This is a genomic window from Fuscovulum blasticum DSM 2131, assembly GCF_003034965.1.
In the GTDB taxonomy this organism is placed as follows: domain Bacteria; phylum Pseudomonadota; class Alphaproteobacteria; order Rhodobacterales; family Rhodobacteraceae; genus Pseudogemmobacter; species Pseudogemmobacter blasticus.
The window spans coordinates 131,044-152,818 of the sequence record NZ_PZKE01000004.1 but is presented as its reverse complement, the minus strand read 5'-3'; the positions used below and the strand labels follow the sequence as shown (position 1 = coordinate 152,818).

Below are 21,775 nucleotides of genomic sequence, written 5' to 3'. Positions count from 1 at the left end.
AGGAACAACACTACAAGTTGGATCTGATGACCCGCGCCAACCCGCCCCTGTCCGCCGACACCCTGCCCGGCCCCGACCTGCCGGTGCGCGGCCGGCGGCATCCGTGGCGCTGGATCGCGGGCAGTCTGGTTCTGCTGCTGCTTGCGCTGCTGGTGCGGGCCTTCGCGGAAGGAAACATCCGCTGGGCCATCGTTGGTGAGTTCCTGACGGCCCCGGTGATCATCAAGGGGTTTGTCTGGACGCTGCTGATCACCTTCGCCGCGCTGGCGCTTGGCGTCGTGCTTGGCTTCGCCTTCGGGATGATGCGGCTTTCGGCCAACCCTGTGCTGCGCTTCGCATCCTGGCTTTACGTCTGGATCTTCCGTGGCACGCCCGTGCTGCTGCAACTGCTGATCTGGTTCAACATCGCGCTGATCTTCCCCACGCTCTACATCCCCGGCGTGGTCGATGTGAAAATGGTCACCGTCATGACCCCCTTCGTCGCCGCCGTTCTTGGCCTTGGGGTCAACGAAGGTTCCTACCTGACCGAAGTGGTACGCGGCGGCATCCTGTCCGTCGACCGCGGTCAGGTTGAGGCGGCCAATACACTGGGCATGACGCCGGGCCAGACGATGCGCCGCATCGTGCTGCCGCAAACCATGCGGTTGATCCTGCCGGTTCTGGGCAACAGCGCCGTGGGGATGCTGAAGTTCTCGTCCCTGGCCGCCACCATCGCCATGACCGAGATGCTGAATGCGGCGCAACGCATCTACTTCATCAATGGCGCGGTGATCGAACTGCTGTTCGTCTGCGCGCTTTGGTATCTGGCCGGAACGACTGTGCTGTCGATCGGGCAATACTACCTTGAAAAGCACTTCGGCCGCAGCCATGGGGGCCGCGCATGACCGCCGCACAGCAACCGATCATCCGCGCGGTCGGCCTGCGCAAGGCCTTCGGAAACCTCGAAGTCCTCAAGGGTATCGACCTTGAGGTCGCACAGGGCGAAGTGCTGTGCATCCTCGGCCCCTCGGGCAGCGGAAAGTCAACGCTGCTGCGCTGCATCAACCACCTTGAGGTGCCCTATGGCGGCTATGTCTGGGTCGATGGCCAGATCATCGGCTATGACCTGCAGGGTGGCGTGCTGCACGAACTGCCGGTCAAGCGGCTGCGGGCACAGCAAAGCCAGTTGGGCATGGTGTTCCAGCACTTCAACCTGTTCGCGCATCGCACCGTCCTTGGCAATGTGATCGAAGGGCCAATGGTGGTGCGCGGCCTGTCGCGCCCGGCGGCCACCGCGCGGGCGATGGACCTGCTTGAAATGGTCGGGCTGGCGGACAAGGCCGGATCATGGCCCGCGCAGCTTTCGGGCGGGCAGAAACAGCGCGTCGCCATCGCGCGGGCCCTGGCAATGGAACCGCAGGTGATGCTGTTCGACGAACCGACCAGCGCGCTGGACCCCGAACTGGTGGGTGAGGTGCTTGAGGTGATGCGGCGGCTGGCCGACACCGGCACCACCATGATCATCGTCACCCACGAAATCGGTTTCGCCCGCGATGTGGCCGACCGCGTGGTCGTGATGATTGACGGAGAAATCCGCGAGACCGGCCCCGCCAGAAAGGTTCTGGCCAACCCGGCCGACCCGCGGGTGAGAAGCTTTCTGGGCCGTGTGCTGGCCCAACCCGCCGAAGCAAAAGACTGACAACACCCAACAGACAAGAGGATTGCGCGATGAAACTGTCCCTTCTGAACCGCCCCGTTCTGGCGGCATTGCTGGGCGCAACGCTGGCCCTGCCGGCGCTGGCCGATGTGGATGCCGCCGCCCAGGCCCTGCTGCCCGAAGCAAACAAAAGCTCGGGCAAGCTGCTGGTCGTGACTTCGCTGGCCTATCCGCCGATGGAATACACCGACGCGGGGTCCGAAGAGCTGAAGGGCTTTGACATCGACATCGCCCGCGAGGTTGCCGCGCGCCTGGGGCTGGAACCAGAATTCGTAAATGTCGAGTTTCCCCAGTTGATTCCGCAGGTGGTGACCGGGCGTTCGGAAATGATCATCAGCGCCTTCTCGGACAAGGTCGAACGGCAGGCGCAGCTTGACTTCATCGACTACTTCAACACCGGCAACGTCTTCTACACGACGGCGGACCACAAGGACGAGATCAAGACCGAAAAGGATCTGTGCGGCAAGACCATCGCCGTGGCCACCGGCACAAGCTGGGTGACTTGGGCCGAAGAGGTTGGCAAGGCGAACTGCCCGGCCGACAACCTTTACAACGTCATCCAGATCCCGACGCAGGCCGAACATATCATGCAGATCAAGCAGGGCCGCGCGCAGGCGTCTGTCATCGGCATCGAGGGGCTGGCGGATCTTGAAATCAACGAGCCGGGCGCCTTCTACCAGATCGGTGAGGCGGGCGAGCCGAACCCCTATGGCATCGCCTTCGAGAAGTCGAACACCGCCCTGCGTGATGCGGCGCTGGCCGCGCTGAACGGCATGTTGGCCGATGGCACCTACATCGAGATCGTGAAGCGCTATCATCTGGATGTTGGCGCGGTCGACAAATTCGTGATCAACGGCGCCACGCAGTAATCACGAGGACGAGGCCATGGCGGGATCAGGCGACATCGACGCGAAGACGGGGGCATCGTCCCTGGCTGCGATCACGCTTGATCCCTATTCGGGCGAGCAGATCTACCGCCAGCTCTATCGGGGCCTGCGCGGGCTGATCCTCTCGGGCGGATGGGGCGAGGGCGAGATCATCCCTTCGGAAAACGAGATGCGCGACCATTTCACCGTGGCGCGCACCACCGTTCGCCATGCCCTTTCGCTCTTGGTCCGAGAGGGGCTGGTGACCCAGGTGCGCGGCAAGGGGACCATGGTTTCGCACCGCCCGGTCAGCCACAGCGTCTGGAACTTCGGCAGCTTTACCGATCTTGCCCGTGCCAACGGCAAGCGTCCGGTGACCCGCGTCATGGAGCACCGGATCGACGATGGCATCCTGCTGCTGGTCCGTGCGCGAGGGCTGGCCGGCGTGGATGCGGTCGAATGGCTGAACCTCGATACCTCCTGGCTGCCCCTGAAAGACTATCCGGGTATCGAGACCTACGATTTCGCGGCGCAGTCGCTTTATGAAGTGCTGCGCCGCGATTACGGGCGTGTTCCCGTGCGCTCCGAGATCCACCTTTCCGTGGTGCCCCCCTCGGCCCATCTGACCGAGGTCTTCGGGCCTGATCCGGCGGTTCCGGGCTATCTTTGTGCCACCGGCGATGTGCTGGACCTTGAGGGCGAGCGGGTCGAGCGGACCTCGATCATCTACTCGCCCCGGGTGGAAATGAAATTCGCAACCCGCTGGGGGCAGGCAGGGGCCCTGCAATCCCCCGCGAAGGGAGACTGACATGACCGCTTTCCGCGGCCTATTCGCGATGCCGAAGCCAATTCTGGGGATGCTGCACCTTGGCGGCGACACATCGGCCGACCGTCTGGCCCGCGCCCTGGAAGAGGCGCGCATCATGGCCGGCGAAGGTTTCGACGGGCTGGTGATCGAAAACTATTTCGGCGATTCCGAGGATGTGGAGCGGGTGCTGGACCGGCTGGTGGCACTGGCCCCCGGGCCACGGATCGGCATCAACGTGCTGCATGACAACAGCCGTGCCTTCGCCCTTGCCAGATCCTATCCGGTTGACTTCATGCAGATAGATTCGATCTGCGGCCACTTGCCCCCCGACCAGGACGCCGACTTTGCCAACACGCTGGCGGCTGAACGGGCCTCGGTGCCCGCCGTGCTTTTTGGCGGCGTGCGCTTCAAGTATCAGCCGGTGCTTTCGGGGCGCCCCGAAGCCGAGGATCTGCGCCTTGGCGCCGCGCGCTGCGACGCGCTTGTGGTGACATCGGATGCAACCGGGCAAGAGACGGACCCGGCCAAGATCCGCAGGTTCCGCACCGCAACCGGCGGCAATGTTCCGATCATCGTCGGCGCCGGCATGACCGAGGCCAATGCCGCGGCCCAGCTTGCGCTGGCGGACGGGGCCATTGTCGGCAGTTGGCTGAAGGAAGGCCATGTCGACAAGGGCCGTCTGGCACCGGCGCATGTCGCGCGTTTCATGGCTGCCGTTCGCCAGGCACGGGCCGAGGCCGCATGACCCTGCGCGCAATCCCCCTGACCCCCGACGCCTTCGCCCCCTTTGGCCGCGTGTTCGATCTGACCGGCACGCCCGGCGAAGGGGTCATGCCCATGTCGGGCGAAGGCTGGCGCGACAGCTACACCCTGGCGCCGCTGATCGACGGGCCGGCCCATCTGGGCATGACGCAGGGCCCGTCCGCCCCCTGGGATTGCCGCCTGATGGAGCGCCATCCCCGCACCGAAGAGGCGCTGTTCTGCGCCGGCGCCGCCATCGTGCTGGCCGTCGCCCCGGGTGGCACGGCGCCCGCGCCGCTGGCCGAAACCCTGCGCGCCTTCATCATCCGGCCGGGGCAGGTTGCAGTGATGAACCGCGGGGTCTGGCACGATGCCTGCCGCGGCCTGAAGGCGCCGACGCCCTATTACTGGATGGCAACCTGCGGCCTTGGCCCCGACCCATGGGTCGAGGTGTCGGGTGGCCCGGTCCGGGTGCTGGCATGACGACCTTCTTCATCGGCGACGTGGCGCTGGACGAATACTTCACAGCGGAACGCTGGCCGGGCCTGGCCGACAAGGATTTCATCGACGAACTGCCGGCGGAATGCGGAGGCTCGATCGCCAATGCGGCGGTGGTTCACGCCGCGCTTGGCGGCGAGACCGAGTTCATCTCCTTGCTGAACGAAACCGCGCTGTCCGACCGGCTGATCGCCGATCTTCAGGCCAACGGCGTTTCCACCCGCCACATGCTGCGCCAGCCCGGCATCCCGGATTCGCGCAATCTGATCTTTCTGGTGGACGGAGAGCATGTTGTTCTGACCCTGCGCATGGGCCAGCAACCCATGCCGCTGCCGCCCGCCACCATGGCGGCCTTGCGCCAGCCGGGCTTCCTTTACACCACGCTCTACCGCGCGCGCCGCCTGCATGAAGCGGACGGCACACTGGCGCAGGATCTTCTGCTGGCGGACCTGCGCCGCCATGGCCGCCGCATGGTCTTCGATCTTGACGTGGGCGGCGCGACCGCCGCAGATGCGGCCTATCTGCAAGGGGCCGAGGTGGTGATCTTCAACCAGGTCGGCTTTCGCGCCACCTTCGGCCATGACACCCTGACCCTGGCCGAGACCTGGCGCCGCGACCATGGCATCACCCGGCTGGTCCGCACCATGGCCGAAGACGGGGCCGAGGCGCTGGACAACGGCCGGTTGCTGCGGGTGCCAGGCCATCGGGTTAACGTGGCCGATGTCACCGGCGCCGGAGACACGTTCGGCGCCGCGCTGACCTGGGGTCTTGGACAGGATCATGCCTTTGAAGCGGCGCTGGAGTTCGCCGTGGCCGCCGCCGCCCGCTCGGTCACCCGCCACGGCCCCCGCGGCGGCAAGGCCAGCCGGGCCGAGGTGCTGGACTGGCTGAAAGACCGGACATCGCCGCCATCGTGAACAGATGCCGCGCGCGGGATAGCCCCCGTGCCGGTGTCCGAAGCCTGGCCCATGGTCAAGGACAAGCCTCCTGCCCTGTCTTTTGCGGGAATGGGCAGGCGGTTGCGGGGCCGTCATGGCCGCACCGTTCAGCCGTCCGCGAAGATGCCGCTGCCGACAGATCGCAGGGCCGCACCATCGCGCAGCAGAAACAGGGCGCTGATGGCGTGTTGCCGCGCGAAGGCAAGCCCCTCGTCCTTGCCCATCACCATCAGGGCCGTCGCCATTGCATCCGCCGTCATGCAATCGGCCGCCATGACGCTGACCGATGCGGGGCCGTCCACAAGCGGTGATCCACGGCGCGGGTCAATGGTATGTGGCAACCGCCGTCCCCTGACGGTCAGAAAGTGCCGGTAGTCACCCGAGGTTGCCACCGCGCCTTCGGTCAATGCCAGCATGGAATGGGGCGCCCGGTCGGGACTGTCAGGTGTTTCGATGGCAACGGACCAGGGCGAACCATCAGCCTGGCGGCCAAGCGCCCGCACTTCGCCATCAATCGCGCACAGCGCCCGGCTCAGTCCGTGACCGGCAACAACCTCGGCCAGCCTGTCCACCCCATATCCCTTGGCGATTCCCGACAGATCGAGTGCAAGCAGTGCCGTCTTGCGCGCGGCCTGACGGGCCGGGTCCAGCTCCAGCGCCGCGACGGAAGAGACACGCGCAGCGCCGCTTGCCGCGCGTATGGCGGCCAGGTCTGCCGGATCGGACCCGAAGCCCCAGGCACGCACGGCGGCCCCGACATTCATCTCGAACGCGCCTTTGGTTGCGCGGCCGATCTGCACGCCCGCCCGCAGCACGGCCATCAGCCCCGCGGGCAGAACAACCCAGTCCCCGCAAGGAGCCGCGTTGAACAGCATCAGATCGCTGTCGGGCTTCCAGGTGGACATCTGGGCGTCCACCTCATCCACCGCCGCCTGCAAGGCCGCTTGCAAGGCATGGGCATCGGGCTTGGCCGGTTCGTCCAGCAAGACGGACCAGCGGCTTCCCATCGTCGGGCCCGACAGAAGCATCCGGTGCGGATCAGTAGGTGTCTTCGACATAGCGCCCCTCGGATTTCAGCGTGACAAGGGTCAGATCCATCGGCGCCAGGATCTCGTTCAGTGCGCCCTGCACGCCCCTTGCCATGTCCCGCCCGCCGCAGACCATGATCCGGGCGCCACGCGCGATCAGCGCCCGCAGGGCCAAGGCATCCCCACGCAGGGCGTCCTGCACATGCTGACGCGGACCGCTGCGGGAAAAGGCGGTACGCAACCCCGTCAGGCGCCCCTCATCCGACCAGCGTTCAAGATCTTCGCCGAACAGCAGGTCAGCATCAGGATGGCGCGCGCCGAACCACAGGTGAACGGGTCGCCGCCCACCTTCCGCGCGGATGAACCCCGCCAGCGGACCGATGCCGGTGCCCGCGCCGATCAGGATCAGCGGGGTGGTGCCACGGTCAGGCTGGAAGGCCGGATTCGGGCGCAGGAAGGCTTGTACCGACTGCCCCGGTTGCAGCGCCATCAGTTGGCCCGAGCACAACCCGCCAGGATGCTTGCGCACGGCAATTTCGACAAACCCGTCTCGGTGGCACGAGGCCAGCGAATAGAACCGCGGCACGGCGGCCCCCTGGGGCAGGATGCCCAGCAGATCACCTGCGCGGAACCGTCCGAAACCGCGCCCGGTCAACCGGCGCCACAAGCCTGCCTTCGGTACGGCAAAGCGCAGGATCGCGGCCGGGGCCTGCACCGCCTCGCCATAATTGCGGCGCGAGATCAGGGTCAGGCTTGTGACCGGCGGCGTATCCGGCTGATGGTTCAGCTCCAGCGGCAAGCCAAGCGCCTGACCAAGCGCACGCCCCCAGCGGGCGAATTCCTGCGGCGACTGGCGATCAATGCGTTCCCCCGGCAACAGCAGGTTCCAGCCACGGTCGCGCGCGGCGGCCTCGAAGGCCACGGCAAAACCGCAGAAATCTGGAAAGCTGCTGTCGCCAAAGCCCAGAACCGCAAGCGGCACGTCGGCCAGCGGCCGCGCGGCGGCCAGTCGTTCAAGCCCCCCCTTGGCGGAAGACGGCGCTGCCCCATCGCCCCAGGTGGCCGTCAGCACCAGGATTCGCCGCGCCGCAATGTAGTCGGCAGGAGAAAACGAGGACAGCGGTGCCATGTGTACGGCCTGACCGGCGGCCTGCAGCGCGCGCGCCAGCGTTGCGGCAAAGCCCCAGGTGCTGCCCCCCTCGGAGCCGACCAGAATTACGGTCTCAGCCCGCGCGGCCGCGACCATGCCCCGCAGCCGGGGCCGACCGCGCCGGCCCTGCGCCCAGAGGATCGCGCCCGTTATGGCAAGCGCGGGGGTGGCCAGCACCATTAGCCCAAGGGCAAGCCCCCAGAGCGCGGCCCCCTCACCCGTGTGCAGCAGATAGACCCATTCATAGGCACGCGCCCAAGGCCCGGGCGTGGCCCAGACCAGCAACGCTCCGGTTCCCTGGTCAAGATAGCCGGTGCCCTGCGAAGTGGTCAGCGTGTAGACATCGCTGGCATCATCCGCAGCAGGAAAGGCCAGTTCACGCAAATCCGCGACCGGAGTTTCCTGAAGGGCGGGAATCGCGGACGGCATAACCCCGGTCTGGCCGCTGACAGTGGCCGGAAAGGCGGGGTTCGCCTCGTCGACAGGCAACAGGTCAAAGGTCGCGGCAGCCATCCACAGGGCGGTGATCGCAGAAATGCCCAGCCCCACCACGGCAAGGCGGGCCAGCTCGGTGTGCAGTCGCCCGGCCAGCGGCCCGCGCAGGCGGCTGAACCACTTTCGCCAGCCACCAACCCGCCGGGCCACCAGCAGGCTGCCCGAAAGCGCCAGACACAGCATCGCGAAGGCCGCCGCCGCCATGGTCATCCGCCCCGCGTCATCCAGCAATAACGAGCGGTGAAAGGCGGTCAGCCATTGCCGGATGACACTCTTGTCGGCGCTGGCCACATCCTGGCCGGTAGCCGGGTCGATCACCGCCGCACCCGGTGTCCCGCCGTCAAACCACCAGACGGTGATCTTTCCCGACGGCGAACGCCGAATCTGCTCGGCTCCGGGGTGCTGGTCCAGCACCAGCGCGGCAAGCTCCGCCACCGTCTGGCCCTGCACTGCGGCAGGTGACGCAATCCGTTCAGCCGCCGGAAAGACCGACAGTATCGCGCCGCTTACGGCAAGCATGATCAGGAAAGCCGCGGCCAGCAGGCCCGGCCAGCGGTGAAGGCGGCGCATCATGGCGTGGTCCTGTTCAGAAGCCGTAGGTGAAATCGGCGATGTATTGGCGGCCCGCAACGGCCTGGCCCGCCCCGGCGGCCGTCAGCGGCACGGCAATCTCGTTCGGACTGTCGCGCATGTCCTCGACCGCGGCATCAATGTGCAGCGTGTAACCGGCATCGAACAGCGCGTCGGCAAGATCCATCGACAGTTCAAGGCTGCGGCCCGCGCCGACGCTTGCGCCGGTTATGCCGTTCACCTCGGCGATGTTCTCGCCGGTGAAGCGAGCCCAGTCGGACAGGTGGCGATAATACTTGGCCTTGCCCCCCGCCATCCACAGACTGCCGGCATAGGCACCGGCCGGATCGGTGACATAGACCGCCAGATAGGCACCGTCCCCGCCATATTGCGAAAGGTTGACGGTCAAGGTCACCGGGCGGGCCTGCGCAAGGCCGGGAACGGTCAGTGCCGTGGTCAGCACAAGGGCAGAGATGAACGATTTTGCCAGCATTTTTCTTTCCTTTGAATGGTTCAGCGATCAGTTGGTCTTGACGACAGGCGGCTTGCCGCCCCCGAACAGGCCGTTCTTCGGCGGCGCAACCGAACCCGCCGGCGCGGCGTTGCCACCGCCTTTGCCGCCACATTCGTGTTCATCGTCATCATCATCGTCGCAGTCGTCGTCATCATCATCGTCGTCGTCATCGTGGTCGTGTCCAAAGAACAGCCAGCCACCCAGATCATCATCACCATCCACCAGCAGAACCCCGGGCGCCCGGCCGGGCACTTCGGCCACACCATTGGCCGATGCGCCGGCCAGCGGCGGCAGGGTCAGGGCGCAGGCCGGTGCCGGGGCTGCGCCGGCAGAACCGATCGCCGTGCTCAGAAGGGTCATGAGTGCAGAGAGTTTCATAAGGTTTCGCTCCTTCAGGACATGGAAAGCCGGTCCCCGACCACAGGCCGGAGGCGCCGTCAAAAGGCATCAGGGGAAAGGGGTCAGTCGTCGCCTTGCTTCAGGCCGTGACCACCCTCGTGTTCATCGTTGTCTTCGTATTCCATCTCGACAACGCTCAAGGTGCCGGGATGGAGCTTGACCTCGATCCTGCGTCCGGTGGCATCGGTGCCGACGATCTCGTAGCAGCCATCGTCGATCTTGATCCGCCGCACGGTCCAACCTTTTTCGGCAGCCAGACGGGCGACGGCCTCGCGTGGTTGCCAATCGGTCATCGGAACGACGCAATCATCGTCGGCCCGTACCGCGCCAGCCGCCATCAGGGCTGCCAGTGTCAGAACGGTGAGGGTCTTTCGCATCAATGAAACTCCGGCGCGGTCGTCGATTGAATGCCTTTTGCGCCACGAATCTGACAGCATCCTGAAGCGCTGCCAGAAAGTGCTTAAGGCTACCGTCAGGTTGGGACATTAGAAGACAGGCACCAGAGGTTCATTGCGCGGCCAGAGGGCAAGATGCGGATTCTGCTGATCGAGGATGACAAGGTGATCGGCGCCGCCGTGCGCGAACAGATCGAGGCGGATGGCCATTCCGTTGATTGGGCCATGCGGCTGGACGAGGCGCAGGATGCACTTGCCGGCGCCAGTTTTGACCTGATCCTGCTTGATCTGATGCTGCCCGATGGGCGTGGCATCCCGTTCCTCAAGACCCTGCGCAGCAGGGGCAACACGACGCCGGTCATCATCCTGACCGCGCTTGACCAGATTTCAGACCGGATCGACGGGCTGAATGCCGGGGCCGATGACTATCTGGTCAAGCCCTTTGACCTGGCCGAGCTTTCCGCCCGCATCGGCGCGGTGGCGCGGCGCTACTCCGGCAATCCGAACCCGGTGATGCGATTTGGCGATCTTGAGATTGATCTTGCCGTCCGCAGCATCCGCCGCGCGGGCAAGCCGGTTGCGCTGACGGCCCGTGAATGGGTGCTGTTCGAGGCCTTCCTGTCCCGGCCATCGCAACTGCTGACCAGATCCCAGCTTGAGGAACACCTGTATTCCTTTGACGCCGATGTCGAAAGCAATGCCATCGAAGTGCATGTAAGCCGGCTGCGCAAGAAACTTGGGGCCGGGGTGATCGCCACGGAACGCGGCCTTGGCTATCGGCTGGGGCGCCCATGAAACGCCCCGCGTCGCTTCGGCTGCGATCCGCGCTGGCGCTGGCGCTGGCGGTCACGCTGGTCTGGGTGGCCGCCGCCGCAATCACCTGGCAATTGCTGCTGCGCGAAATGAACGAGGTTTTCGATTCCGCCCTGCAGGAAACCGGGCAACGCATTCTGCAACTGGCCGTGATCGACGTTCTGGGCCGTGACGAGGAGGGAATCACCCAGCACGTCACCGCGCTGGACCAGCACGAGGAATACTTCACCTATCTGGTCCGCGATCCGCAGGGACGTGTGCTGCTGGCCTCGCATCGCGCCGATCCGGCGCAGTTCCCCGTGCTTGACCAGCCTGGCTTCCACCAGACGGAAGGTTTCCGTTTCTATCAGGAAGCGGCGGTTCGCGGCTCCATCATCCTGACCATAGCCGAACCGATGGCGCATCGGCATGAGGTGGCGGGCGAGGTGGCGCTGGCCCTGGCGCTGCCGCTGGGGCTGGTGATCCCGCTCAGTCTGGTGGGCATTGCTTACGGGCTGGGCTACGGGCTGAGACCGTTGGGGGTGCTGCGCCAGCAGCTTGCCCGCCGCAATGCGAATGACCTGTCCGCCTTGCGGACCGAGACCCTGCCAGAGGAGCTGCGCCCCATCGGCGAAACGGTGAACCAGTTGTTCCTTCGGCTTGGCAAGGCCTTTGACGCCGAACGCAGTTTTGCCTCGAACGCCGCGCATGAGCTGCGCACGCCGCTGGCCGGGGCGATTGCCCAGATCCAGCGCCTGCGCGGGCAGACCCGCGAGACCGACACCGCCGCCCGCGCCGACGAGATCGAAGCCGTCCTGAAGCGCCTGACACGGCTGGCCGAGCGGTTGATGCAGCTTGCCCGCGCCGAAGGGGCGAGGCTGATGACCGACCGGCCGCAGGATCTGCGACCCGTCCTGCAACTGGTGGCGCAGGACTTCTCCCGTGGGGCCGATCAGGGCCGGATCGAATGGTCCCTGCCGCCCGATGCAGTACTGTCAGACCTTGACCCTGACGCCGTTGCCATCGTCGCGCGCAACCTTGTTGAAAACGCGCTGCGCCATGGAGGCGGGGGGCCGGTGCGGGTAAATCTGGCGCCTGATGGTTGGCTCAAGGTCGAGAATGACGGCCCCGCCGTGCCCCCGGACGTGCTGGCTTCGCTTTCAGGTCGCTTCGTGCGTGGCACGGGCGCGGGCAGCGGCAGCGGCCTGGGGCTGGCCATCGTGCGCACCATTGCCGAACGCAGCGGCACCACGCTGACGCTGGCATCGCCCTTGCCCGGCCAAGCCGGCGGCTTTTCCGCCACCATCCGGCTTTGCCCGGAACAGACACACACCCCGCCCCCCTGAACCGATGGAATCAAAGATGACCCTTCCATACAAATCCGCCCACGAAGAGCTGCATTTCATCAACCGCACAGGCTGGCTGCGGGCTGCCGTTCTGGGGGCCAATGACGGCATCGTTTCGGTATCCTCGCTGATCGTCGGCGTCGCCGCCGCCGACCCAAGCCCCGGCGCCGTTCTGGTTGCCGGAATGGCCGGGCTGGCAGCCGGCGCCATGTCGATGGCCGCGGGCGAGTATGTCTCTGTCAGTTCACAATCCGACATCGAACGCGCCGACATCGCCCGCGAACAGCAGGCCCTGATCGACACGCCCGAGGCAGAACTTGCGGAACTGGCCTCGATCTATCAATCCCGCGGGCTGTCGGCGGAAACCGCCGCGCTGGTGGCGCGGGAACTGACGCAGAACGATGCGCTTGGCGCCCATGTGCGGGACGAACTTGGGTTGTCAGAGGTTCACGCGGCCAACCCCCTTCAGGCCGCCTTTGCCTCGGGACTGACTTTCACGGTGGCGGCCGCCCTGCCCTTGATCGCGGCCGTTCTTGCGCCCGCCGACAAGATCATTCCTGTCGTGGTCGTCACAACGCTGCTTTGCCTTGCGGGACTGGGGGCCCTTGGGGCGCAGGCGGGGGGCGCGCCCAAGCTGCGTGCCACCGCCCGCGTGCTGTTCTGGGGGGCGGCGGCCATGGCCATAACCGCCGGCGTCGGCCGCATCTTCGGGGTCAGCGTCTGAAGATCGGCCGCCTCCAAGACCTGCGCCGGCCATCCGCCCCGCCCTTGGGTCAGGCCCTTGCACCGGCCTGGCCCTGACAGCGCGCCGTTTGCGGGGCCGCTGTCTGGAGCGCCACGCCGTTTCGGAGGTGGCGGCGGATCAGCGCCCTGGCCTTGTGGCCCTTGAAGATCGTGGCGGCCGGCCTGTGGCCGGCTGGATTTCCGAAGATCTCTTCATACTCCTCACGCACAGACCGGGGCAGGCTCAGAAAGGCCTGGGCGCCCGGAAACAGGCTTTCACTCCAGCAACCATCCGACTTGATGACTTCATGGCGATCAAAGACCAGGTGCACATAGGTGCAGCCAGTTTCGGGACGGGGCTGGGTGATGCCCGGTACGCCCAGAAGGCTTTTTGCGGAAACAAGAACATCGTCATGCCCCATATGATGCGCGATCCTGCTGTTCACAAGAACCCTGTGCTGGGGCGACACGCGCAGGTTTCGGCTGGGCACATCGGGGCCAAGGGCGTTTCTGGCAATGACGACCGGCCAGAGGTTCGGGCGAAGCGTCAGCTCAAGATCGCCCAGAACCCGCGTATTGACCGCCTTCAGGCATCTTGAGGCACCGGAACGGGTGATGATCTCATCCCCCGGAACCAGATCTTCAACCGGCACCTCGCCTTGCGCTGTCAGGATAAGGGTGCCTGCGGCGAAGCAGATCACGTTAAGATTGACGGCGTTCAGGTCGGCAATCGACGTATTCAACACCTGCACGGTTCCCCCGCCCGCCGACGGGGGCAGCGCGATCAGGATCGAACCATCCGGCGTTTCCGTCGCGGCGGCGACGACATCGTCAAGCGTCTGGAAATAGCTGCTCAGGTCGATCACATCGCCGCCGGCACCATCGAAATCGGCGATCACGTCGTTCCCGCCCGATGCAAAGCTGTCTGCCGCAAACCAGTCTGCGCCGGCGCCACCTGTCAGCGTGTCATTGCCGGCGCCGCCGCTGACAAGGTCGGCGCCAACCCCGCCAAAGATCCGGTCATCGCCGCCACCGCCAAAAAGCGCATCGTCGTTGACCCCGCCGTAGATGTCCTCGTGGAAGAACTGGCCCTGCACGGTTGTCAGCGTTGATCCGGCCGTCTGCGCCGACAGCAGCGTCATGCGGGGAAAGTCATCCGCCGTCCGGGCATCATCACCGGTCAGCGACTGGATCGTGGCGGCCAGGTCCGCGTAATGCGGCGAGAACGAGGTGGATTGGACAAACGTCCCGACGATCTGACCATTCTCATCAAACGCAACGCCGCCCCGGGCGACCGCGCCGATCAGGTAGGTTTCCGTCACGCCATCCCCATCGGCATCATAGTCCAGAAAGGTTCCGCCGCCACTCATGCCGCCCAGGGCTTCGGCACCGTCAATGGTGAAATAACCCCCGATGTCACCACCAACATCCTGTTCTACATAGGCATTTTCGCCTGTGTAAATCGACTGTCCGGCGGCAAGCGTTCCGGTCGTCTGGTGAAGAACGCCGCCCAAACCATTCAGCGAATTGGCTGCCGACGGATAGCCGGTGATGGTGACCGTTCCGAACAGATCGTTCGGATCGTTGGCGATCAGCAGCGGAACCGCCGGACCGTTATAGAACTGTCCTGTGCTGGAAAGGCGGGCGCCGACGTGAAGGCTCATGTCGAAGCCTGCCTTGACGTAATCAAGGGTTCCGTTGTTGTCGGTGTCTTCCCGATAGGCGTCCCAGGGGGCGCCGCCGAAAGGCAGCGTGTAATCGTATTCCGTGGTGGCGTGCTGCTCGACCTGGCCGTCCAGGCTTCGCTGCGGAATCGCGGTGTTGGTGCCGCCGGGCGTGGGGTTGTGGTTGGCGCTGAAATAGATCCCGCCGCCGATATGGGCGCCCGAGAATTTCACATCGACCGAGGCAAGATGGATGAGTTCGGTCGATCCGGGGTCAACAATTTCGACGGCCATCACAGTCGTCCTGTCATTGTGATTGAATAAGGGTAGCACAAAGACAAAACACTGATCGCAGATTTATCTTCCGACAGACCGCCAAGATGCGCAACACGCCTTGGGAGCCGGGGCCGTTATCCGCAGGGAGCGCGGGCCAAGGCGCCCGATTCCCCCGGAGAGCGGCAAGATGGATGGCAATGAATCCATTGCGTTATCAGATAACCGCCAGATCCGCGGCGCTGTTATTGAATATCGGGGGCGGGGCGCGCAGAGTGGGGGAGACGACGGCCCTCCATCACGGAGCGAGACATGACAAGACTGATTCTGGCCGCGGCAGCCCTGCTGGCGCTGACCCTTGCCGGGCCGGCAGCGGCCGAGTGCTATGCCGATTACAAGGCCAAGAAGGATGCCCCGCTGCAACTGCATTATGGCGTGGCGCGGGTCAGCGACGCCAATTGCAGCCCGAAGGCCGCCGCCGGCGAACTGGCGCCACGGCTGGCCGGGGACGGCTGGACGCTGCTGAATGTTCTGTCCACTTTCGGGCCGGAAGGTCTGGACGAAAGGAAAGCCAGTGCCGGCGCCTACTTCCTTCGCTATTGACAGCCTGAAACAGGGAAACCGCGTTGTCGGCTTTGGCATCGCGGCCATTGTCGTGATCCTGTTCGGGGCGGCGCTGTTCCTGTTCCTGAACCTGCCCGACGCCAATGCCTTCAACGCGCGGGTCGAGCGGATCTTTGTGGAAAACAACGATCTGCGGTCGGGCGCCGAGATCAAGCTTTTGGAAATACTGGCACAATCCGGCACGGCTTTCTCCGAGGTGCTGACCAGCTATCGCATGGTGATCTTTGTGCTGCTGGTGTTTTCCACCGCGCTTCTGATTGCCGCGCTGGTGTTTCTGGTGACGATCATCGTGCTGAACCGCCGCATTTCGGCCATTCAGCGCAGCGGTATCCAGGTGGCCAGCCTGATGATTTCGCGTGAGGCGCGGGCGGTTTACATCAACGATCTGGAGTTCCAGTTGACCGAGGCCGCGCTGGAAACCCTGAGCGTTCTGGCCGAGGCGCGGATGGATGACGAGGTGCTGACCGGGGCGCAGATCGAGGCGGTGATCAGCGGCCGGTCCGAGGCCGATTGCGACGAGGCGGCAGGGGCGACGCGGGTCAAGCGGCTGCGCGATACGCTGGGCAACCAGTTGGTATCCGAACTGCTGGTCAAGACCATCGCGCGGCGCGGGTATGTGCTGGCGGTGGGGAAGGAGACCATTCGCATGATCTGATCCGAGAAACGGGTCAAGGCTCTGAAATCGGTCAGAAATCTGCGTCTGCATCGCGTCTGCGCGGCGTATGTTTCGCGTATGCTTGACGTATGCCTGTCCCCCTGCCCCTGTCATGCGGCCGTCATGGGGCTTGCATAGGGGGGGTGGGGGCCTTAGAGACCGCGCTTCGTGTTTTTGGTCCCTTGCTGCCCCTGGGGGATTCGATGATCCAGACGCCCTATTACCTGATCGACCGCACGCGGCTGGCCCGCAACATGGCGGTGATGGACGAGCTGCGCGCGGCCTCGGGCGTGAAATGCCTGCTGGCGCTGAAATGCTTTGCCACTTGGGGCGTGTTCGACCAGATGCGGCAGCACATGGACGGCACCACCAGTTCCAGCCTGTATGAGCTGCGGCTGGGGCGCGAGAAGTTCGGGCTGGAGACCCATGCCTATTCGGTGGGCTGGGCCGACCATGAGATCGCGGAAGCGGTCGGCTATGCCGACAAGATCATCTTCAACTCGATCAGCCAGATGGAGCGGTTCGACAACCAGTCGGCGCAGATTGCGCGGGGGCTTCGGCTGAACCCGCGGTTTTCAACCAGCGGCTTCGACCTGGCTGATCCGGCGCGGCAGTATTCACGGCTGGGCGAATGGGACGCGACCAGGATCGAGCGGGTGATGGACCGGATTTCCGGCTTCATGATCCATTACAACTGCGAAAATGCTGATTTCGATCTGTTCGACCGGCAGCTTGCCCGGATCGAGGAAGAGTTCGGCGGCCTGCTGAAGCGGCTGAAATGGGTAAGCCTTGGTGGCGGCATCCATTTCACCGGCGACGGCTATCCGGTGCAAAAGCTGGCGGCGCGGCTGAAGGCGTTTCAGGACCGTTTCGGGGTGCAGGTCTATCTGGAGCCGGGCGAGGCGGCGATCACCGGGGCGGCCAGCCTTGAGGTGACGGTGCTGGACATCCTGAACAACGGCAAGGATCTGGCGATTGTCGATTCCAGCGTGGAAGCGCATATGCTGGACCTGCTGATCTATCGCCAGCCCGGCAAGATGGAGACGGACGGCCCCTATCCCTATATGGTGTGCGGCAAGTCCTGTCTGGCGGGCGATGTGTTTGGCGAATTTTCGTTCGTAAACCCGCTGTCGGTGGGCGACCGGCTGAGCATCGCCGATGCGGCGGGCTATACGATGGTCAAGAAGAACTGGTTCAACGGCGTGAAGATGCCGTCGATCGTGATCCGCGAAGCGGATGGCAGCCTGACCGTCGCGCGCGAGTTCGGCTATGCCGATTACCGGGATTCGCTGGGCTGATCCCCCCTTCCCCCGAACCGAGGAGGTTTCCGATGAAACGGAACGTATTGATCATTGGTGCAGGCGGCGTGGCGCAGGTCGTGGCGCATAAATGCGCGCAGGCGAATGACCGGCTGGGGGAATTGCACATTGCCAGCCGCCGGGTGGAAAAGGCCGAAGCCATCATCGCGGGCGTGATCGACAAAGGCGCGATGAAGGTGCCGGGCGTGTTCAGGGCCCATGCGGTGGATGCGATGGACACCGGCGCCGTGGCGCATCTGATCCGGCAGACCGGCTGCCAGATCGTGATCAACGTCGGCAGCGCCTTCGTGAACATGACGGTGCTGGAAGCCTGCATCGAGACCGGGGCGGCCTATCTGGACACCGCCATTCACGAAGACCCGGCGAAGGTGTGCGAAACGCCGCCGTGGTATGGCAATTACGAATGGCGTCGGCGCGACCGCTGCAAGGCGAAGGGCGTGACGGCGATCCTGGGCATCGGCTTTGATCCCGGCGTGGTGAACGCCTGGGCGCGGGTGGCCGAGGGGATGCTGGACCGGATCGACAGCATCGACATCGTGGACATCAACGCCGGGTCGCACGGGCGGTATTTCGCCACCAACTTCGACCCCGAGATCAACTTCCGCGAATTCACCGGCACGGTCTATAGCTGGCAGAACGGCGGCTGGCAGTCGAACAGCATGTTCGAGGTGGGCCAGACCTGGACGCTGCCGGTGGTGGGCGACCAGAAGGCCTATCTGACCGGGCATGACGAGGTGCATTCGCTGTCGGCCCGCTATCCGCAGGCGGATGTGCGGTTCTGGATGGGGTTCGGCGACCATTACATCAACGTGTTCACGGTGCTGAAGAACCTTGGCCTGCTGAGCGAAAAGCCGGTGATGACGGCCGAGGGGCAGGAAGTGGTGCCGTTGAAGGTGGTCAAGGCGGTGCTGCCCGACCCGGCCAGCCTGGCGCCCACCTATACCGGCAAGACCTGCATCGCCGACGTGGTGCGGGGCGTGAAGGACGGCAAGCCGGTGGAGCTGACGATCTACAACGTGGCCGATCATGCCGAGGCCTATGCGGAAACCGGGGCGCAGGGCATTTCCTATACGGCGGGCGTGCCGCCGGTGGTGGCGGCGCTGCTGATTGCCGAAGGCGTGTGGGACGTGGGCACGATGGTCAATGTCGAGGAGCTGGACCCCCGCCCCTTCATCACCCTGCTGAACGGCATGGGCCTGCCCAGCCGGATTCATGACGCGGCGGGGGACCGGCCGCTGGCGTTCTGACCGGCGGCATGGCGGCGGGCGGGGGCTTGCGCTAGGCTGCGGGGAAACCCCTTGCAGGACGACAGCATGGCCGCCCCCCGCACCAGCCAGACCCATCCGCTGCAAATTGCCGAGGTGCGGGCCGCCCCGGAAATGGGGCGGATCGGCATCACCTTCTGTCCGGGCAAGCACGATCTGGCGGCGGCCAGCGGGGCCTGGGCGCGCGATCTGGCGGCCGATCTGGATGCGATCGCCGCCTGGGGTGCGCGGCTGGTGCTGACGCTGGTGGAACCGGCCGAGCTGGTGGCGCTGCGGGTGCCCGATCTGGGCGCAGGGGTGCGGCAGCGCGGGATGGACTGGCGGCATCTGCCGGTGGCCGATTATTCGGTGCCGACCGAGGGGTTCGAGGCCGACTGGGCGCAGCACGGCCCCGAAATCCGCGCGCTGCTGCGAGGCGGGGCAGATGTGGTGCTGCATTGCCGGGGTGGGCTGGGCCGGGCCGGTATGACGGCGGCGCGGCTGCTGGCCGAACTGGGGATGGAGCCGGGCGAGGCGATCCGCCTGGTGCGCAAGGCGCGGCCCGGCGCGATTGAAACGCCGGCGCAACTGGCGCTGGTGCGGCGGACGGTGGCGCTGGACGACAGGGTGCTGGACACGGCGGCGCTGCACCGGGTGGGCGCGCGGCTGGGCAGCACGCCGGGCGGCGTGTTCCAGGATGCAGCGGGGCAGCGCTATTACGTCAAGCAGGTGGAAACGGCGGCGCTGGCGCGCAACGAACGGATTGCGGCGCGGCTCTACCGGCTGGCGGGGGCGCCGGTGCTGACCTATGTGGCGACGCGCGATCCCTGCGAGGTGGCCACGGTGTTCGTCCCGCTGGACAAGCGCCATATCGCGCAGTTTTCCGAAGCCGAGCGGCGGCAGGCGCAGGGCTGGCTGGGGGTCCATGCCTGGCTGGCGAACTGGGATGCGGCGGGGTTTGGCGGCGACAATCAGGGCGTGGTGGCGGGCGTGGTGACAACGCTGGATCTGGGCGGCGCGCTGGAGTTCCGCGCGCAGGGCGATCCGAAGGGCCGCGCCTTTGGCGACAGCGTGTCCGAGATCGACCGGCTGCGGCACGACCCGGACAATCCGCAGGCGGCGGCGCTGTTCGGCGACATGACGCCCGAGGCGGTGCGGGCCGCGATTGCGGTGGTGACGCGGCTGCCCGAGGACGCGATCCGCCGCGCGGTGGCCGGGGCGGGCGGGCGCAGCGAGCTGGCGGACCGGCTGGTCGCGCGGCAGGCCGATATGGCGCGGCAGGCGGGTTAGCCGGCCAGCGCCAGCAGGCGCGGCACCTGGGCGCGGATTTCGGCGCCGACCGCGGGGTCAAGCGCGGCAAGCCAGGCGTCGGGAATGGCCTGCAGACCCCAGGTGGCGCCGGCCAGCATCCCGGCCAGCGCGCCGGTGGTATCGGCATCGCCGCCCTGGTTGACGGTCTGGATCAGGGTTTCCGCAAAGCTGCCGGCCGTCAGGTAATGGTGCAGCACGGTCTGCATCGTATCGACGATATAGCCCGAGGCCCGGCCCGGATAGGGCACAAGGCGAAAGGCGCGGTGGCGGGCGGCCAGCGCCTCGGCCAGCGCCTGCGCGGCGGGGCGGCCCTGCCCCTGCACCAGCGCCTGCACCATGGCGACCAGCGCCAGGCAGGCGTCATCGGACAGCGGGTGGTGGTGGGTGGTGCGGGCCTGCGCCAGCGTCCAGTCGCGGGCACGGTCGGGGGCACCCAGCGTGGCCAGCGCCACCGGCAGCACGCGCATCGCGGCGCCATTGCCGGCATCGCCCTCGGACGGCGGGCCTTCGGTGCTGCCGTCGCGCAGAAAGCGGCGGATGCCACGGCGGCAGGTGTTGCCCACATCGGCGGGGCCGGTTTGCAGCCAGGCGGCAAATTCGGTGCAGAGATCGGCGGCATCCAGCCCGCCGCAGCGCAGGAGGGACCGGCCAAGCGCCAGCGACATCTGGGTGTCATCGGTCACAACGCCCGGCGGCAGATTCAGCCAGCCGCCGCCGGTGATGTCGCGGTGAACGCCATGTTTGGCGGAGATTTCGCCCCGTGTCATGAATTCGACGGTGGCACCCAGGGCATCACCGATGGCGAAGCCAAGATAGGCGGCAAGGGCGCGGTCGGCGGGATCAGACATGATCGAGGGCCACCCGGAATTCGCCGCCGATCACCAGAAACTCGCCCTCGCCCTGCAAAAGACGCGAGGGCAGGAGGCCGTTGAAGAACAGCACCTTGGGCAGCGGCACGCGGGCGGCAAGGATCTGGTCCCCGAAACAATCGGCCACCTCGCGGTCAGAGGTGAAGGAGACCAGATTGTTCAGCCGCAGCACGGCGGTGCGGCCCTGCCGTTCAAGGATGCGGTGTTCGTCAAGCGCATTGATGCCCCGATACAGCGTAAGGTGGGTTTCGCCCGGAAAGGCGAAGCGGGCGATGGCCCATTGGCAGAATTCGAACAGCAGGTCGAGCTGCACCCAGATGGTGTTGTTGTGAAAGCGGCTGGACATCTTTTCTTCCACATAGGTGGCCCAGGCGGGGCTGGCGATGTGGTCGATAATCTGGCGGTGGAACGAGGGGCAGATGCCGAAGCGGCTTTCGACCCAGCCTTTCAACACGGCGCCTTCTGCCCCGTTGCTGTCAAACCCCCAGCCCTGGATCAGCCGCAGGACAGAGGACCGGAAGCGGCGGCACCCGGCGGGGGCGGGGGCGCGCTGTTCGGGATCAAGGCCGAACATGGCGGTCAGATAGGAAAGGAACGCCCCGCCCGCTTCGGGCAGGGTTTCGGCCTGATCAAGCATGGTGAACAGGCTGGGGTTCATTTCCCGCACACCCCAGATGTGCAGCGGCACCGGCGCATCGTTGAAACCGCAACTGGCCAGCCAGGCCGAGCACCGACCGACCAGATTGGTCGAATGGCCGATGCCGCGCCAGGCGCGGGCCGGGGGATCTGGCATCGTGGCGGGCATGTCGGGCCTTTGGCCGCAGGGTTGGTGCGGCGGATTAGACCACGGCGGGCGC

The 21,775-nt window shown here is 65.9% G+C and carries 23 protein-coding genes; 15 read left to right on the top strand and 8 right to left on the bottom strand.

The features are described 5' to 3' along the window. Positions 1 to 26: 26 nt before the first annotated feature. Genes C5F44_RS05880 through C5F44_RS05850 form a run of 7 tightly spaced genes read left to right on the top strand, consistent with a single transcriptional unit; the run spans position 27 to position 5,526 of the window. Positions 27 to 884, top strand: coding sequence for an amino acid ABC transporter permease (locus C5F44_RS05880; protein WP_107672701.1), 858 nt, complete (start codon positions 27 to 29; stop codon positions 882 to 884). Further along, a complete protein-coding gene (locus tag C5F44_RS05875) occupies positions 881 to 1,678 on the top strand; it encodes an amino acid ABC transporter ATP-binding protein (protein WP_107672579.1) in 798 nt (265 codons plus the stop codon). Before C5F44_RS05880 ends, C5F44_RS05875 begins: the two co-directional genes overlap by 4 nt. A 29-nt stretch (positions 1,679 to 1,707) precedes the next feature. After that, positions 1,708 to 2,565, top strand: a complete 858-nt coding sequence (locus C5F44_RS05870) for a transporter substrate-binding domain-containing protein (RefSeq protein WP_107672578.1) — start codon at positions 1,708 to 1,710, stop codon at positions 2,563 to 2,565. A 16-nt stretch (positions 2,566 to 2,581) separates the two neighbouring features. Beyond that, positions 2,582 to 3,370, top strand: coding sequence for a GntR family transcriptional regulator (locus C5F44_RS05865; protein WP_107672577.1), 789 nt, complete (start codon positions 2,582 to 2,584; stop codon positions 3,368 to 3,370). A 1-nt stretch (position 3,371) separates the two neighbouring features. Continuing rightward, complete coding sequence (locus C5F44_RS05860; protein WP_107672576.1) at positions 3,372 to 4,115, top strand: BtpA/SgcQ family protein; 744 nt, start codon at positions 3,372 to 3,374, stop codon at positions 4,113 to 4,115. After that, positions 4,112 to 4,594: an ureidoglycolate lyase gene (locus C5F44_RS05855; protein ID WP_107672575.1), complete on the top strand. Its 483-nt coding sequence runs from the start codon at positions 4,112 to 4,114 to the stop codon at positions 4,592 to 4,594. Before C5F44_RS05860 ends, C5F44_RS05855 begins: the two co-directional genes overlap by 4 nt. After that, a complete protein-coding gene (locus C5F44_RS05850; protein ID WP_181318198.1) occupies positions 4,591 to 5,526 on the top strand; it encodes a carbohydrate kinase family protein in 936 nt (311 codons plus the stop codon). Before C5F44_RS05855 ends, C5F44_RS05850 begins: the two co-directional genes overlap by 4 nt. Positions 5,527 to 5,654: 128 nt before the next feature. On the opposite strand, the gene C5F44_RS05845 is transcribed toward C5F44_RS05850, so the two are convergent. From C5F44_RS05845 to C5F44_RS05825, 5 genes are all read right to left on the bottom strand, one after another. Further along, a complete protein-coding gene (locus C5F44_RS05845; RefSeq protein ID WP_107672573.1) occupies positions 5,655 to 6,605 on the bottom strand; it encodes an FAD:protein FMN transferase in 951 nt (316 codons plus the stop codon). Next, complete coding sequence (locus tag C5F44_RS05840) at positions 6,586 to 8,793, bottom strand: PepSY domain-containing protein (RefSeq protein ID WP_107672572.1); 2,208 nt, start codon at positions 8,791 to 8,793, stop codon at positions 6,586 to 6,588. The genes C5F44_RS05845 and C5F44_RS05840 overlap by 20 nt, the downstream gene beginning before the upstream one ends. Positions 8,794 to 8,806: 13 nt before the next feature. After that, on the bottom strand, positions 8,807 to 9,283 hold the full coding sequence (locus C5F44_RS05835) for a DUF2271 domain-containing protein (protein ID WP_107672571.1): 477 nt from the start codon (positions 9,281 to 9,283) through the stop codon (positions 8,807 to 8,809). A 27-nt stretch (positions 9,284 to 9,310) separates the two neighbouring features. Continuing rightward, positions 9,311 to 9,664 carry a hypothetical protein gene (locus C5F44_RS05830; RefSeq protein ID WP_235822534.1) on the bottom strand — a complete coding sequence of 118 codons (354 nt, stop codon included), beginning with the start codon at positions 9,662 to 9,664 and terminating at the stop codon, positions 9,311 to 9,313. A gap of 101 nt (positions 9,665 to 9,765) precedes the next feature. Further along, complete coding sequence (locus tag C5F44_RS05825; protein ID WP_107672569.1) at positions 9,766 to 10,080, bottom strand: PepSY domain-containing protein; 315 nt, start codon at positions 10,078 to 10,080, stop codon at positions 9,766 to 9,768. A gap of 153 nt (positions 10,081 to 10,233) precedes the next feature. Here C5F44_RS05825 and C5F44_RS05820 point away from each other — a divergent pair, with 153 nt between their 5' ends. Genes C5F44_RS05820 through C5F44_RS05810 form a run of 3 tightly spaced genes read left to right on the top strand, consistent with a single transcriptional unit; the run spans position 10,234 to position 12,960 of the window. Beyond that, positions 10,234 to 10,893, top strand: coding sequence for a response regulator transcription factor (locus C5F44_RS05820; RefSeq protein ID WP_107672568.1), 660 nt, complete (start codon positions 10,234 to 10,236; stop codon positions 10,891 to 10,893). Continuing rightward, positions 10,890 to 12,236, top strand: coding sequence for an ATP-binding protein (locus C5F44_RS05815; RefSeq protein WP_107672567.1), 1,347 nt, complete (start codon positions 10,890 to 10,892; stop codon positions 12,234 to 12,236). The genes C5F44_RS05820 and C5F44_RS05815 overlap by 4 nt, the downstream gene beginning before the upstream one ends. 16 nt (positions 12,237 to 12,252) lie before the next feature. Further along, entirely contained in the window at positions 12,253 to 12,960 is a 708-nt protein-coding gene (locus tag C5F44_RS05810; RefSeq protein ID WP_107672700.1) for a VIT1/CCC1 transporter family protein, read from the top strand. Positions 12,961 to 13,009: 49 nt separating this feature from the next. Here C5F44_RS05810 and C5F44_RS05805 read toward each other — a convergent pair whose 3' ends face one another. Beyond that, positions 13,010 to 14,917, bottom strand: coding sequence for a Hint domain-containing protein (locus tag C5F44_RS05805; protein WP_107672566.1), 1,908 nt, complete (start codon positions 14,915 to 14,917; stop codon positions 13,010 to 13,012). 291 nt (positions 14,918 to 15,208) lie between these two features. Here C5F44_RS05805 and C5F44_RS05800 point away from each other — a divergent pair, with 291 nt between their 5' ends. From C5F44_RS05800 to C5F44_RS18120, 5 genes are all read left to right on the top strand, one after another. Next, the gene (locus C5F44_RS05800; protein WP_107672565.1) at positions 15,209 to 15,499 is read left to right on the top strand and encodes a hypothetical protein; all 291 of its coding nucleotides are present in this window, start codon (positions 15,209 to 15,211) and stop codon (positions 15,497 to 15,499) included. Further along, the gene (locus C5F44_RS05795) at positions 15,423 to 16,175 is read left to right on the top strand and encodes a hypothetical protein (RefSeq protein WP_412917529.1); all 753 of its coding nucleotides are present in this window, start codon (positions 15,423 to 15,425) and stop codon (positions 16,173 to 16,175) included. The genes C5F44_RS05800 and C5F44_RS05795 overlap by 77 nt, the downstream gene beginning before the upstream one ends. 203 nt (positions 16,176 to 16,378) lie before the next feature. Further along, complete coding sequence (locus C5F44_RS05790; RefSeq protein ID WP_107672563.1) at positions 16,379 to 17,473, top strand: carboxynorspermidine decarboxylase; 1,095 nt, start codon at positions 16,379 to 16,381, stop codon at positions 17,471 to 17,473. A 32-nt stretch (positions 17,474 to 17,505) separates the two neighbouring features. Further along, positions 17,506 to 18,741: a saccharopine dehydrogenase family protein gene (locus C5F44_RS05785; RefSeq protein WP_107672562.1), complete on the top strand. Its 1,236-nt coding sequence runs from the start codon at positions 17,506 to 17,508 to the stop codon at positions 18,739 to 18,741. 66 nt (positions 18,742 to 18,807) lie between these two features. Next, positions 18,808 to 20,028, top strand: coding sequence for a cyclin-dependent kinase inhibitor 3 family protein (locus C5F44_RS18120; protein WP_107672699.1), 1,221 nt, complete (start codon positions 18,808 to 18,810; stop codon positions 20,026 to 20,028). Here C5F44_RS18120 and draG read toward each other — a convergent pair. Both draG and C5F44_RS05770 read right to left on the bottom strand, forming a co-directional pair. Beyond that, positions 20,025 to 20,897 (bottom strand): ADP-ribosyl-[dinitrogen reductase] hydrolase, encoded by an 873-nt coding sequence (gene draG / locus C5F44_RS05775; protein WP_107672561.1) that lies wholly within the window; start codon positions 20,895 to 20,897, stop codon positions 20,025 to 20,027. The genes C5F44_RS18120 and draG overlap by 4 nt on opposite strands. Then, a complete protein-coding gene (locus C5F44_RS05770; protein WP_107672698.1) occupies positions 20,890 to 21,711 on the bottom strand; it encodes an NAD(+)--dinitrogen-reductase ADP-D-ribosyltransferase in 822 nt (273 codons plus the stop codon). Before C5F44_RS05770 ends, draG begins: the two co-directional genes overlap by 8 nt. Positions 21,712 to 21,775: the final 64 nt, after the last annotated feature.

What these genes read in the sequence shown, in the direction of transcription:
- C5F44_RS05860 (WP_107672576.1), top strand. Translation starts at nt 3,372, where the DNA reads ATGACCGCTTTCCGCGGCCTATTCGCGATGCCGAAGCCAATTCTGGGG.
- C5F44_RS05835 (WP_107672571.1), bottom strand. Translation starts at nt 9,283, where the DNA reads ATGCTGGCAAAATCGTTCATCTCTGCCCTTGTGCTGACCACGGCACTG.
- C5F44_RS05820 (WP_107672568.1), top strand. Translation starts at nt 10,234, where the DNA reads ATGCGGATTCTGCTGATCGAGGATGACAAGGTGATCGGCGCCGCCGTG.
- C5F44_RS05845 (WP_107672573.1), bottom strand. Translation starts at nt 6,605, where the DNA reads ATGTCGAAGACACCTACTGATCCGCACCGGATGCTTCTGTCGGGCCCG.
- C5F44_RS05770 (WP_107672698.1), bottom strand. Translation starts at nt 21,711, where the DNA reads ATGCCAGATCCCCCGGCCCGCGCCTGGCGCGGCATCGGCCATTCGACC.
- C5F44_RS05870 (WP_107672578.1), top strand. Translation starts at nt 1,708, where the DNA reads ATGAAACTGTCCCTTCTGAACCGCCCCGTTCTGGCGGCATTGCTGGGC.
- C5F44_RS05850 (WP_181318198.1), top strand. Translation starts at nt 4,591, where the DNA reads ATGACGACCTTCTTCATCGGCGACGTGGCGCTGGACGAATACTTCACA.
- C5F44_RS05880 (WP_107672701.1), top strand. Translation starts at nt 27, where the DNA reads ATGACCCGCGCCAACCCGCCCCTGTCCGCCGACACCCTGCCCGGCCCC.
- C5F44_RS05810 (WP_107672700.1), top strand. Translation starts at nt 12,253, where the DNA reads ATGACCCTTCCATACAAATCCGCCCACGAAGAGCTGCATTTCATCAAC.
- C5F44_RS05865 (WP_107672577.1), top strand. Translation starts at nt 2,582, where the DNA reads ATGGCGGGATCAGGCGACATCGACGCGAAGACGGGGGCATCGTCCCTG.
- C5F44_RS05825 (WP_107672569.1), bottom strand. Translation starts at nt 10,080, where the DNA reads ATGCGAAAGACCCTCACCGTTCTGACACTGGCAGCCCTGATGGCGGCT.
- C5F44_RS18120 (WP_107672699.1), top strand. Translation starts at nt 18,808, where the DNA reads ATGGCCGCCCCCCGCACCAGCCAGACCCATCCGCTGCAAATTGCCGAG.
- C5F44_RS05840 (WP_107672572.1), bottom strand. Translation starts at nt 8,793, where the DNA reads ATGATGCGCCGCCTTCACCGCTGGCCGGGCCTGCTGGCCGCGGCTTTC.
- C5F44_RS05790 (WP_107672563.1), top strand. Translation starts at nt 16,379, where the DNA reads ATGATCCAGACGCCCTATTACCTGATCGACCGCACGCGGCTGGCCCGC.
- C5F44_RS05795 (WP_412917529.1), top strand. Translation starts at nt 15,423, where the DNA reads ATGTTCTGTCCACTTTCGGGCCGGAAGGTCTGGACGAAAGGAAAGCCA.
- C5F44_RS05785 (WP_107672562.1), top strand. Translation starts at nt 17,506, where the DNA reads ATGAAACGGAACGTATTGATCATTGGTGCAGGCGGCGTGGCGCAGGTC.
- C5F44_RS05805 (WP_107672566.1), bottom strand. Translation starts at nt 14,917, where the DNA reads ATGGCCGTCGAAATTGTTGACCCCGGATCGACCGAACTCATCCATCTT.
- C5F44_RS05855 (WP_107672575.1), top strand. Translation starts at nt 4,112, where the DNA reads ATGACCCTGCGCGCAATCCCCCTGACCCCCGACGCCTTCGCCCCCTTT.
- draG (WP_107672561.1), bottom strand. Translation starts at nt 20,897, where the DNA reads ATGTCTGATCCCGCCGACCGCGCCCTTGCCGCCTATCTTGGCTTCGCC.
- C5F44_RS05800 (WP_107672565.1), top strand. Translation starts at nt 15,209, where the DNA reads ATGACAAGACTGATTCTGGCCGCGGCAGCCCTGCTGGCGCTGACCCTT.
- C5F44_RS05815 (WP_107672567.1), top strand. Translation starts at nt 10,890, where the DNA reads ATGAAACGCCCCGCGTCGCTTCGGCTGCGATCCGCGCTGGCGCTGGCG.
- C5F44_RS05875 (WP_107672579.1), top strand. Translation starts at nt 881, where the DNA reads ATGACCGCCGCACAGCAACCGATCATCCGCGCGGTCGGCCTGCGCAAG.
- C5F44_RS05830 (WP_235822534.1), bottom strand. Translation starts at nt 9,664, where the DNA reads ATGACCCTTCTGAGCACGGCGATCGGTTCTGCCGGCGCAGCCCCGGCA.